The sequence below is a fragment of the Flavobacterium sp. CF136 genome, assembly GCF_000282055.1.
Lineage (GTDB): Bacteria > Bacteroidota > Bacteroidia > Flavobacteriales > Flavobacteriaceae > Flavobacterium.
The window spans coordinates 20,765-34,582 of record NZ_AKJZ01000030.1 but is presented as its reverse complement, the minus strand read 5'-3'; the positions used below and the strand labels follow the sequence as shown (position 1 = coordinate 34,582).

Sequence of the window (13,818 nt, the reverse complement as noted above, 5' to 3'; positions counted from 1 at the left end):
AGCTATGTGTGAAAATCAAGATTTTTTAAAATTATCTTTTATAAACATTTAAAATCTATGCTTTTATGTGTTAAATTAACTTTTTTGCTAATTACACCCAACGGGTTAATGGTTTAGTCTTTCCTGAAAAATTTAGCTAGCCCAAATTAGTTTGGTACAAAAAGAAACAAAAAAAATGCCTCAGGAACATAAAGTCCTGAGGCTATTTTTCATCAAAGAATTAGACTATTGTTTTACAATAACTTTACCTGAATATTGATTATTAAGAAATAAAACATAAATATCACCAGGCAAAATTTGATTTAATACGATATCTATATTACCGGTATCATTTTTAACTGATTTTAAATAAATAGTCTGCCCTGCCAAATTAATTAATTTCACTTGCACTTCTTTTCCAATTAACTCTGTATTGGTAGAAACAGTAAATCTGTTATTCACAATTGGATTAGGATAAATAACAGTATTTTTTAATACCACATTATCAATTAAACCATCAGGTTTATTGTTAACTGTTTTCAGGGTAGACAGACTTTCTTCAGTTATTTCCTGAGCACTCAATGCGCGGCTGTAAATCTTAAACCCATCAATAGCACCTTTAAACATAGGGTCGTTAAATTGAGATTTACCCAAATAATTCTGATTAGTACTGCCAATATTTGACGGCTTAATAGAAACAGCAGTGTTAGAAGCAACAGCAGTCCCATTGATGTACAAAGTACAGGTGTTTCCAGACTGGGTAACAGCAAAATATGTCCAGGTATTAAGCGGTAAAACATAATTAAAACTAACCTGCTTTTCTGCCCCACCATTTTTAATAGCATAACGCATAACATTAGCACTTCCTGCCTGAACCGATAAAAACATATACTTGTTGGTACCGGTACCAAAGTCAAAAACACGCATCCAGTTCGCCAAAGCATCCATTTTTACCCATGCTGAAATGGTGAAATTAGACAAAGTGCTGACAATTCCGGTAGGTAAGGTTGCATAAGAGGAGGCTGTTCCGTCTAATTTAAGAGCAAGTCCTGAATGGCCGGCAGCACGTGTTGCTGTTGCTTGTAAAGCACCATGATTAGCACCCCAGCTGTCTATTGCCTGGCTTCCGGTTTGCTCATCAAATTTCAGGTAACTAATTTGACCTGTATTTGGCTGAGCTATCACTTCAGCACTATTAGGGTTTTCTCCAAGACTACTTATAACAGAAACTACATAATAATAAGTATTCCCATTAGTAACAGCAGTATCGGTAAATTTTGTTCCGGTAATAGTTCCGACAATTGTATAAGTACCGCCTGAAGTGGCTGAACGTTTGATGTTGTAACTGTAATTTAGAATAGGATCCCATTCAATGATATTTTTAGCGTCACCTGCTGCAGCCTTAACATTATTTGCAATAGCATACACTGTTAAAACTTGTGTTTGTAATGCTGCCGGTCCGTAAACATTATTTCCTGCCTGTGAAGCTGTAATAGTTGAAGTTCCGGAAGCCAGAATATGAATTTTGCCATTTACAATACTTGCTATTGATTCGTCCGAACTGGTATAAGTAACAGCAAGACCTGAAGAAGCAATAGCGCCTGGATCAAAATCTGAATCGCCAATAATTTTTGAAGACAAGGCATTGAACGAAATGGTTTGATCATTCTTAACTACAGTCAGGTTCTGTTTAACCGCATCGGCAGGATAATAATTTGCATCGCCGGCTTGTGTGGCTGTAATTTCGGAAGTTCCGGCACCAACGATATGAATTTTTCCGTTTACAATTGTTGCCACACTTTGATCGGAGCTTGAATATGTCGCCGTTAATCCGGAACTGGATACAGCTTCGCCAAAATCTGGATCTCCCACTTTTAGGGTAGTTATTGCGGGGAAGGATATAGTTTGGTAGGATGGAGCAACAAAAGCCTGTAACTCGGCAACAGTCTGAACAGTTTTTACCCAATCTACCTGATAATTAGTTTCACCCGATGTGATGTCAGCAACCTTAAACTGAAAGGTTGTAAGTGACGTAGCATCAGTAGTCGACAACATAGTAGGAGTTGCCCCAAAACCTGTTGTAGTCAGATCGTAATAATAAATATCTTCACCTACTTTTCCTGTCCATTTATTTGCACCATTACCATACGACCCTAAGTTAGTATCAAAAATAAAACTACAGGTCACAGGCTTTTTTATTTTAATGGCAAGGATTGGAAAATTCCCCGCATGAACGCTTATAGTAGTACCTTTCTTTATGTCACCCCTGCCTTTTCCATTGGATTGAAGAACCGTGGTAACTTTTAGCTGTCCGTTTTCACTTGTGGCCACTGATCCTGCTGTAACAGCATTCCAGACATCTGTTGTATTGGTGAAATTATTGTCAATTAATCCCAAATTTGAAAAAGTATAATCGTTGGCTGTATTCAAATAAAAAAACAAGGAACCATAACCTGGATTATCGGCTCCAAAAGGGGCTCCTTCAGGTCCCATTTGTCCTAATACCGCTTTGGTCTGGGGCATTGCAATGCCTTTGCGGTACACGTAATGGTTATAAGCAATTTCAAATACTGCCCTAAATGCACCTCTTCCGGTTGAAGAAATAGCTGTAGGGGTATAATCAGCATAATTTTTTTCGCAGTAATCATAACTTGTCTGATAAGGAACATCTAAGCCCAGATTGTATTGTGAAGTGTACTCATAACCTCTCATTATGGCATTATTATTCGTAGCATACAGATCCACTCCTTGTTTTAAAGCCATTTCTGCTAATTCTGCCAATGAGCCAATTGCCAGCATCGTATGTGGCTGATCGCGGTTGCTTTCCTGTAATTGTCCGGCATCCGTAATTACATAGTTTTTAATGCTTCCATTGCCCTCTCCGTAATAATAGTAGTTTACGGTTTTATTAAACATGGCCGTATCTTCGGTAAATATGGCAATTCCCATCAATGCTTTCATACAAATTATATCCCAATTACCATGGGCGCAAGGTTTAAAATTGCCTATTACAGGATAAAAGACATTTTTCAGCATGTTCTGACATTGTAAAATTTTATTTGCTGGCCATGCCGGATAGATCGAACGCATAATTTCTGCTGCATTTACCAACATGAATCCGTATAAACCATTTAACTCAGCATCTGATCCTACTATAGATTGGGTCGTAGCGGAATAAGCATCTAATATTTCAATTGCTTTTAAAGCATGTGCCTCATTACCGGTAATTTTATACATTAATGCATTTTGATAAGCCGCAAGAAAATCACTTTCAACATTATTTTTGACTGTTCCTCCGGCTGTACCGTCAATAGTAAGGGAGGCATCTCTTGTAAGGGAGCTATAAGGTCCTCTCATTGTATAAGTCTCAGTTGATTTTCCGGAAACCAGTAACTGCTGGTAACTCTGATATGGACGGGTAACCTGCCGGTCAACAAGATCTTTTATCCTGTTAAGATCATCTGTACCATGAAGAAGGCCCGGATGAACGAATGTTCCGCTAAATTCAAATTGAGGATTTGTATTTCCTGAAGGATTCAAGAAGGTTCGCAATGCATCTACAGAAGCAAAACTCTTTACCCAATCTACTGAATAATTGGTTTTATTGGCAGCAATCTCTGCATCGGTCAGTACAATTTCAGCAATTTTAATCTGGAATAATGACAATGTAGTCGCCTGAGTAGTAGAAAGTGTGGTAGAACCAAGTTTACCGGTAGAAAGATCCCAATAATACACATTGCCTGTGTCGGTTACAATTTTGGTACCGTTGTTATTGGTGCCGTTATAAGATCCTAAGTTGGTATCAAAGAAATAATTACAGCGTGGAGGTTTATTTATCTTTATGGCAATAATAGGATAATTACCTGCATGAAAGGTTATCCCTCCATTCTTTTTAAGATCAGCACGATATTTTCCTGCTGATGGTGGCGGAAAAGTGACAAGAAATTTTCCGTTTTGAATCTGGCCTGTTGAACCTGAGGTGGCTGCTATCCAATTAAATGTAGAGCCAGTGGAAAAATCATCATTAATCAGACCCGTTTGTGCCTGTGTCTTAATAAAAGGGATAAACAATATCATCAGGTAAAACAACCTGTGATAAATTGGTTTAGACGGCCTTTTATAGCTCGCTGCTGTTGGTTTAGGAAAATTTAGTAAAGTAAGTTTTTTCATAATTAATTCATTTTAATGGTTAAAATATTTGTTTGTGAATCTGCTTAATATTTATAATAGATCATCGTAATTCTAAATGCCGTATTTGATGAATTTTTTAAGAAAATAATTTAAGTATAGGTAATTATTTATGTTTTTTGTGTTTTATTATAAAAAAATACCTACACAATATTAAGGATTAAAAAATAGTAAGCCTATAACCTAAGGACCAAATATTATAATTTATCGTTCATTTAATGATAAAGAGGTAATTGTAAAACACTGGTAATTAAAACTTTTGATGGATTTACTCTATTAGTTTTACTGTGATCTTCAATATTCGCAATGCTTCGCAATTGTTGAGAGGAACAAAAAATGCAACAATGTTAATTGTCATATTTTATTACTTGAATTTTCTTTTTTTTGAGCACAATATCCTACATTTGGTATATAATATGATCAACGTCATAATGTTAAGGTGTTTGTGTTGGGTTTTTTAATATAGAGATAATAGCTTTTGTTGTTTTTTTAAAGCCTTTTTTAGTTCAACAAGCAACTATGAATTATTTATAAACTAATATTTTGCTATGATGAAAAATTACATCTATTTTTTTCGAAATAACTTTAAAGTTGTTTTTGGAATGCTTTTGCTGCTATCGTCTGCCGGGTATTCACAAATTACAAAAACTGTAGGTGCTGCAGGGGCGGATTATGCTACATTAAAATTGGCATTTGATGCTGTCAACTCCGGTACTTTAACAGGAACAATTACTTTACAGGTAATAGATAACACTACTGAAACGGCATCAGCGGTCCTGAATGCCAGCGGTACAGGAAGTGCCAGTTATACTTCGATCCAAATTTATCCTACTGTAACCAATAAAACGATTTCAGGTAATTTAAACGGACCAATTATTGACCTTAATGGTGCAGATAATGTAGTGATTGACGGTAGAGTTAATCAAACCGGAACTAAGAATCTTACAATTTCAAATGCCAGTGTTTCTTCAACAGCAGGGACTTCAACTATTCGGTTTATTAACGATGCGAGTTCGAACACAATTAAGTATGCCTACATAAAAGGCTCTACTTTAGATGTCACTGGTGGAATCATTAATTTTAGTACCACTACAGCTACTACCGGTAATGACAGCAATACCATTGATAACAACAATATTACCAACGCTGCCGATGTGAACAGACCTTTAAATTCCATATATTCTCTTGGGACCAGTACAAAGGAAAACAGTGCCAATACAATAAGTAATAATAATATTTATGATTTCCTGAATAAAACAGCAGCTTCTAATGGCGTCAATCTTTCTACAAATTCAACTGTCTGGACTATTTCGGGGAACAGTTTTTATGAGACCACACAATTTAATACTGACGGAAGTATAGGTAGCGCCTATGCTTTTACAGCAATTACTGTTAATAATGCAGGTGTAAATTTTACAGTATCAAACAACTATATAGGAGGAAATAGTGCCCAAGCTACAGGAACCTGGGAAAAATCATATACCGGTGCTGCTGGTAATGCAGTGGGAAGTAATAATCAATTTTCAGGAATTGCCATTAATGTTGGTACAAGTACAGCAAGCAGTATACAGGGGAATACAGTTAAGGGATTTAACTGGATAAATTCGGGGAATTATACAACAGGATCTTTTAATGGTTTGCTGTTGTCAGGAGGTGCTCTTAATGTAGGTACAATTCTTGGAAATACCATAGGATCTCCAGCAACTGCTGAATCAATTAAATATACAGGTGTAGACGGTATGGTTAATGGTATCCAGATTAATGCCCCTTCCAGTGTCGGAATTATAACGGTACAAGGTAATCTTGTGGCTAACATAAGGCTGATTGACTACTCTGCATTTTCGGGGATATACAAAACCGGGAGTAGTACATTAGTACTCATACAAAACAATACGATTAGAACAATCAACGCTACAGGAGTTACCGCAGTCAGATTGGCAGGAATTAAAGCTGAATCCGGATCTGGCACATTGCTTGGTACTGGATATGGAATTGTTGGCAATACTATTTCGGGGATGACAAATAATTCTATTTCCGGAACACCTGTTTCTGGGGTAACCGGAATTCTTTCGCAGGTAAAAGCAAATATTATAAACAATTCAATATCGAACTTAACGACTTATACAGTAAATACTGATATTGTGGATTCAAGTGTAGTTGGAATTTTTGCAAGATCAAATCAGGATTTCATAATAAAAGGAAACAGGGTTTGGAATATAAAAAATAATAATCCATCGTTAGGAAGTAGCGCTGTACAGGTAGTTGGGATTTTTTGTGATACTTCAACTTACTCTTTGAATGAGATATCAGGTAATTTTGTAAGTGATTTATCAGTAGCAGATGCCAGTTCTACCGCAGCTATTATATTAGGGATTAAAGTTCGTCTGATAACTGGTACGGCTAAACACACGAAATTATATAATAATGTTGTGAGCATCAAAGGTACTACCAGCTCTACTATATATGGAATTACTGTGGCGGATTCAGGTTTTACAACAACAACCGGCTATCTTGATTTATATTTCAATACGGTGAATATTACCGGAGGTGCTTCAGCAGGGGCTAATAATTCATATGCTCTTTTCTCTTTTAGTTCAGTAGCTACTGGGAGTATAAAGAGTAATATTTTTGTAAATACAAGGAGTAATAGTGGTACTGCATCGGGTGCACATTATGCTATTAACTTAGCAGGAGCAACAGCACCTACTTCAATGGACTATAATAATTATTACGTATCAGGAACAGGAACTGTACTTGGTCGATTTAATGGCGTTGATCAAACAACTTTAGCAGCCTGGAAAGCTGCAACGCTCAAAGACGCCAATAGTTTAAATATCGACCCGCAATTTACTCTTGCAGGCGGAACCAGCGTACTTGATTATAAAGTAGCCGCTTCATTGACAGGAACAGCAGTATCCGGAATTACTACTGATTATTTGGCCAAGACCCGTAGTGTTCCAACTATGGGAGCATTTGAAGGGGTTGCTTCCAATATTTATTGGCTCGGAACCACGAATAATTTATGGAATGTAGGTTCCAACTGGTCTACCGGAGTAGTGCCTACATCATCTAATACAATTTCTATCAACTCAGGAACCCCTGTTCTTAATCAGGATTTTACAGTTACAGGCGATCTTATTGTTTCAGGAACGGGGACATTGACCATAAATTCGGCTAATACACTAACGGTGTCCGGAATTGCTGATTTTGGAGGGAAAAATGTTACTTTTAAATCGGATGCTACAGCAACGGCTCGTTTTGGTACGTTTACAGGCATCTTATGGAATGCTGATAATATTACAGTAGAACGTTATATTCCGGCAAGACGGGCTTATCGATTTTACTCTTCACCCGTAACCACAAGTACATCAATTTATGCAAACCTGCAGGAAGGCGGAAGCAGTACTGCCGGTTTAGGGACACATATAACCGGAGCGGGCGGAAGCTCTAATGGTTTTGATCCTACGGGGACCAATAATCCTTCAATGTTTACTTTTGACAATGCAACACAATCGTGGATAACAGCAACCAATACCAATAATAGCATACTGACACCTACAATTCCAATTCGTCTGATGGTTCGTGGAGACAGAACTATTAGTTTGGCTACTAATACACCAACACCTACAAATACAACACTTAGGGCTACAGGAACTTTATTTACGGGGACAACCGGAGTCTCAGAAAGTGCCATTGCAGACAACTATCTTTTTATCGGAAATCCGTATCAATCACCTGTGAACATGAAAACTACAGTAAGCAGTGCTACAAACCTTAAGCAATTTTATTATGTTTGGGATCCTACTTTAAGTACTCGCGGTGCATATGTAGCCAGGGATTTAACTGCTGAAATAAACAGCATCACATCTGCCGTTGATAATTATCTGCAGCCTGGTCAGGCCTGTTTTGTTCAGGCAAGTGCTACAGCTGCTACAGCATTAAGCTTCACTGAAGCCAATAAATATACAACAGCAACAAATCCAAATGTATTTCGTTTCGCAAATACTCAGGAAGAATTATCCAGCCTTCGTGTAACTTTATATGATAAAAACACCTTAATAGCACAAGGAACTGCTGCAGATGGTTTGGTTGTTCTGTTTGGTGCTGATAAAACCAATGCAGTTGATGCGAATGATGCAGGGAAATTGATTAATTTAGATGAAAACCTGGCAACAAAAACGAGCGGGAAATTATTTACTATCGAAAGTAAAGCATTACCTACTTTAACAGATGAAATTCAATTGGATATTAATACCTATCGTTCGACAGATTATACATTTGTAATTGAAGGAAAAAATATCGAAGGAGTTACAGCTAAGTTGTTTGACCAATTAAATCAGACCTATACTGAAATACCGGAATCAGCTTCAGTAAATTATAATTTTTCAGTTAATGCGGCTAATTCCGCAAGTGTAGCATCTGATAGGTTCAAAATTGTTTTTGTCAATAAACCGGCATTAAATAGTGAAGTCTTTTTGTATCCAAATCCATCAAACGGAGGGATAATAAACTTAACATTCACAGATAATACTCAGGAATCAAAAGTTAGCATTATAAATATGATGGGACAATTACTTTACAGTAAAAAGGTGGAAGCAGGTCAAACTGTGAATTTAAATCAATCTTTCACTCCTGGAATTTATTTTGTCAAAATTGAACAAGGAGGAAAATCGGTAGTGAAAAAACTAATCATAAAATAATTAAAGCTATGAAAAATAAAGCTATTAATAGCTTGAAAAATATCAAGTTGTTTTTATTATTATTCTTATTGGTAGTAGTTGTTGGTGCACATGCTCAGCCTCCTCCCCCTTTTACAGATGATGTCGATGATGTCGGGAATGTTCCACCAGCAGTTCCTGTAGATGACTGGATAATTCCTGTTATTATTTTAGGTTCAATTTTAGGATGTTACATTATAAGAAAGAGTACCAGAGAAAATAATATTAATTAAATTATATATAAATCCTGATTGTATTTTTGATTGGGATTTTATTGAGGAATTTTCATAACTAAAACAAGTCCGTGAGAATTCATATTTTAGGTTTATATGGTCTGAGTAATCATACAAAAATGAATAAGAGGCTGTTTCGCAAATTGTGAGACAGCCTTTTTTGGTATGTCGGGCATGGTCTTTTTCTGGCAGAGTGGAAGTCCCTGTACAGGCCGAGTTGATAGGAAGTATTAGTAATGACATTACGAGAGTTTCAGAAGTCTAAAGAGACCACCATGTGCGAGAGCCAGCGCGTTGGGGGTGAGAGTAATCTCCCTATTTATGTGAAATTTTGGCATATTTAAAAATTTTGAAAGTATTTCCAAATCTAAAGATTTCTCAGGCAATCTTTTTAGTTAAACTTTTGGATGTCAGTTGTGTAAAAAAAAACCTATATTTGTAAGAACAATCGGTTGTGTTGAAAGCAACCCATTGTAAACTAACCTAATAAACCAATAAAAATGAAAAAAAAACAATTTTTTAAAAATGTAAGCCTAATGGCTGGAGTATTACTTGTATTTGCTAGCTGCACAACAGAAGAAACAAATACCAAAGAGGTTGCAAATGTTTCGGGTGTACGAACAGAAGGCTATGTTACACCTGAAAATGGAAATGTAAGTTCAAAACAAGGAACAAGCGGAAGCTTTTTTTGGACATTGTATCAAGAAGGAGGTAAGGCTGATATAACACAAGGAGCCAATGGTAATTTTGCAATTACTTACAGCGGTTGTAATGATGTGGTGGGTGGAAAAGGATGGAATCCCGGTTCTGCAAAAAACATTGGTTATAACATCGGATCATTGTCTGGCAGTTATGACTTTGTTGGAGTGTATGGCTGGACAACAAGTCCATTAATTGAATATTATATTTGTGAAAAAGGGAATAACATAAATGGTTCTGCTGTAAATACTGTAAGCAGTGATGGACATACTTACAATTTTGTTAGAAACCAAAGAGTAAATGCCCCTTCTATTATTGGCACTGCTACTTTTTGGCAATACATAGATCGTTGGGGAGGTTCTTCTACAGGTTCTAATAAAACAATTACAATGGCCAACCATATTAATAACTGGAAAAACAAAGGTGGAAAAGGTTTTGGTACATTCAATTACCAAGTGCTTGCTATTGAAGCTTTTGGCGGAAAAACAGGTTCTATTAATGCAACCGTTTGGTAATCAAATAACACTTTACTTTTTAAAAAATGCTGGATGATAATTTGTCCGGCATTTTTAAATATATACCTAGAATTGCAAGCCTAAAAAACAACCAAATGAAAAAAACTGTATTTTATTTTATTAATTTATCGATAATTATTCTCTTTTCTTCCTGTTCAAAAGAAACACCTGAACATTTTGTTTTGGTAAAAGGAGGCGTATTCAAAAATATCTATTCTAAATTTTATGCTAAAAATGAAAAAATTAACGATTTTTATATTGGAATAAATGAAATCACTCAAAAAGAATGGAAAGCAACGATGGGTAATAATCCCTCTCATTTTTTGTGTGATTCTTTGCCTGTAGAAACAATAAGTTGGTATGATTGCATAGAATATTGTAATGCCCGAAGTGAAAAAGAAGGTTTAGAAAAATATTATATTATTGATAAAACAACGAAAGACCCAAATAACAATAATGAATACGATGATGTAAAATGGTTCATCAGCATCCAGGCTGAATCAAATGGATACCGCTTACCTACAGAAGCAGAATGGGAATATGCAGCCAGCGGCGGCCAACTTAGTAAAAGCTATAAATATAGTGGCAGCGATGACCCGGACGTAACTACTTGGTCCTGGAAAAATACCGGAGATAAATTATTAAATGGTGATTGGAATTGGAAAAATATAGAGGCCAATCATTGCCAAACAAAAACTGTAGGAAGCAAATTGAAAAATGAACTTGGGCTAAATGATATGTCAGGCAATGTTAGAGAATGGTGTTACGATTCAAATATAAACAACAAAACCGGAGAACCTTTTAGCCGAGCGTGGAAGGGAGGAGGTTGGATTGGAGCTTTATTTTGTTGCGAAACTAATTTTCGAGCTAATTTTCAAGCCAATGGAAAAGGCCCTGACCAGGGTTTTAGAGTTTGTAGAAATTTATAAAATTAGTTAATAAATTCATTCGGGTTCAGAATCATAATGACCTAACTAGAAATCATACAAATTTTGACTTCTAACAGAGCATCATTTTGCCATTAGGACATAAATAAAATCCGCAAAAAACCTGTTTTTATATGATCGAGTAATCCATACAAAAATGAATAAGGGGCTGTTTCGCAAGTTGTGAGACAGCCTCTTTTTTGTTGAAGTTAAATTAGTGCCGGATTTGATCCATTTAGTTTACCATCTCTCCAATTAAACATGTTTTTTCTCCAGTCAATCAATATCAGCAACCTTTAAAATTTGTTTAAATACAGGTAATTTATTATTCCCAAATCAGATCTCTTTTATTTTGATTTTAGCGTTAATCCCTGTTTTTACATGATTTCCCCCTCATAATAACTATAATTTATAGTGATTGCATCATAATTTATCATCCATCATTATTATTCTCAGTAACATTGAATATCCTTAAACAAGGATAATTTTTTATTGTTATGAGGGGGGTAAATCGTATGGACAAATGAACCTTAGAAGGCGAAAATTTCTTAATTGAAAAATTAATAAACAGTATCGCTTACAACTGGGAAGTACAATATAATTTTTAAATAAATATATGAAATACGGTATGATTAAGTGTTTAACCCTGGTTATTGGATTGTCAATAAATATGTATGGGCAATCCCATTATCCGGGACAACACGAAGGTAAACTGAAGATGGACGATACCAAAAACGTAAAAGTTTTAGGATTTAATCTTCAGGACGTAAAATTACTGGACAGCCCGTTTAAGGATAATATGATGCGTGAAAGTAAGTGGATTATGGATATCAGTACCAAGCGATTATTGCATAGTTTTAAAACTAATGCGGGCGTTTTTAGTAGTCAGGAAGGAGGCTATTTTACAGTTGATAAATTAGGCGGCTGGGAATCACTTGATTGTGATCTTAGAGGTCACAGTACGGGGCATATTCTTTCTGGCCTTGCCTTATTGTATGCTGCTACCGGAGAGAAAATGTATAAAATTAAAGCAGACAGTTTGGTTACGGGGTTGGATGAGGTTCAAAAAGTATTGAATCAAAACGGGTATTTAAGTGCATTCCCGCAAAATTTAATAGACCGTGCAATTGCAGGAAAAAGTGTTTGGGCGCCCTGGTACACACAGCATAAACTTTTCTCGGGTTTAATGGATCAATACCTTTATTGTGATAGTGAACCAGCATTAGAAATTGTTAAAGGGATGGCAGATTGGGCTTATGAGAAGTTGAAATCCCTGACCAATGAAGAGCGCAAAAGAATGCTTAGAAATGAATTTGGAGGAATGAACGACTCTTTTTATGCTTTATATGAAATTACAGCAGAGAGTAAATATAAATTCCTTGCCGAATTTTTTTATCACGAAGATGCATTGGATCCACTTTTGAATAAAACAGACAATCTTAATAAAAAACACGCAAATACTTACATCCCAAAGCTGATAGGTATTTCTCGTGATTATGAATTAGAGGGAGGAAGTAAAAATCGTGAAATCCCTGAATTTTTTTGGAATACTGTTGTCAATCATCACACATTTGTCACGGGCAGTAATAGTGATAAAGAGAAATTTTTTGAACCGGACCATCTTTCAGAACATTTAAGCGGCTTTACAGGAGAGTCTTGTAATGTGTACAATATGTTAAAGCTTACCCGTCATTTGTATGGGGTTAATCCGCAAATAAAATATGTGGATTATTATGAAAAAGCACTTTATAATCACATTTTGGGGCAGCAGGATCCAAAGACAGGGATGGTGGCTTATTTTTTGCCTATGATGCCCGGTGCCCATAAAGTCTACAGCACCCCTGAAAATTCATTTTGGTGTTGTGTGGGAAGTGGTTTTGAAAATCAGGCAAAATATGGTGAATTTATTTATTATCATGATAAAGGACTGTATGTCAATCTTTTTATTCCGTCAGAACTTAATTGGAAAGAAAAAGGAATTATCGTAAAACAGGAAACCAGTTTTCCAAATGTTGGCAGTACCACACTTACCCTCAGTACCAAGAATCCGGTTAGTATGCCAATTAGTATCAGATATCCATCATGGGCAGCTGGTGCTGAAGTGAAAGTAAACGGAAAAAAACAAATAATTAATGTCAAACCGGGAAGCTATATCACATTGGAGCGTAAATGGTCTGATGGAGACAGGATTGAAGTTTCGTTTGGTATACAGATTAAACTTGCCCCTACGCCGGACAATCCAAATGTGGTGGCTGTAACCTATGGTCCTATAGTATTGGCAGGTGAAATGGGAACAGAAGGTATGGCTGAACCAGCACCTTACAGCAATCCGAAATTAAATAATGATTACTATACTTATGATTATCATATTCCTGTAAGTTTTTCAAATAAGTTGAATTTGGATGGAAAAAAATTAGAAAAAAGTATCATTAAGGAAGATGATAAAGCTCTTAAGTTTAAAATAAAAGGGACAGGGAATATTTTGAAACCAATTTATAATATACACAGAGAAAGGTATGTAATCTATTGGAATTTAAATGAATAAAAATTTATATTAATT

The 13,818-nt window shown here is 35.9% G+C and carries 6 protein-coding genes; 5 read left to right on the top strand and 1 reads right to left on the bottom strand.

What is annotated here, in order from left to right:
• Positions 1-225 precede the first annotated feature (225 nt).
• On the bottom strand, positions 226-4,149 hold the full coding sequence (locus PMI10_RS21675; RefSeq protein ID WP_007807786.1) for a DUF4979 domain-containing protein: 3,924 nt from the start codon (positions 4,147-4,149) through the stop codon (positions 226-228).
• A 566-nt stretch (positions 4,150-4,715) separates the two neighbouring features.
• On the opposite strand from PMI10_RS21675, the gene PMI10_RS11170 reads away from it, so the two are divergent.
• The 5 genes from PMI10_RS11170 (at position 4,716) to PMI10_RS11150 (ending at position 13,803) form a co-directional block, all read left to right on the top strand.
• Positions 4,716-8,867, top strand: coding sequence for a T9SS type A sorting domain-containing protein (locus PMI10_RS11170; RefSeq protein WP_081491459.1), 4,152 nt, complete (start codon positions 4,716-4,718; stop codon positions 8,865-8,867).
• Between the two features lie 32 nt (positions 8,868-8,899).
• Positions 8,900-9,118: a hypothetical protein gene (locus tag PMI10_RS11165; RefSeq protein WP_157489794.1), complete on the top strand. Its 219-nt coding sequence runs from the start codon at positions 8,900-8,902 to the stop codon at positions 9,116-9,118.
• A 536-nt stretch (positions 9,119-9,654) separates the two neighbouring features.
• On the top strand, positions 9,655-10,332 hold the full coding sequence (locus PMI10_RS11160; RefSeq protein WP_007807780.1) for a glycoside hydrolase family 11 protein: 678 nt from the start codon (positions 9,655-9,657) through the stop codon (positions 10,330-10,332).
• A 95-nt stretch (positions 10,333-10,427) separates the two neighbouring features.
• Complete coding sequence (locus PMI10_RS11155) at positions 10,428-11,261, top strand: formylglycine-generating enzyme family protein (protein ID WP_035631756.1); 834 nt, start codon at positions 10,428-10,430, stop codon at positions 11,259-11,261.
• 625 nt (positions 11,262-11,886) lie between these two features.
• Entirely contained in the window at positions 11,887-13,803 is a 1,917-nt protein-coding gene (locus PMI10_RS11150) for a glycoside hydrolase family 127 protein (RefSeq protein ID WP_202948187.1), read from the top strand.
• The last annotated feature ends 15 nt before the right edge of the window (positions 13,804-13,818 follow it).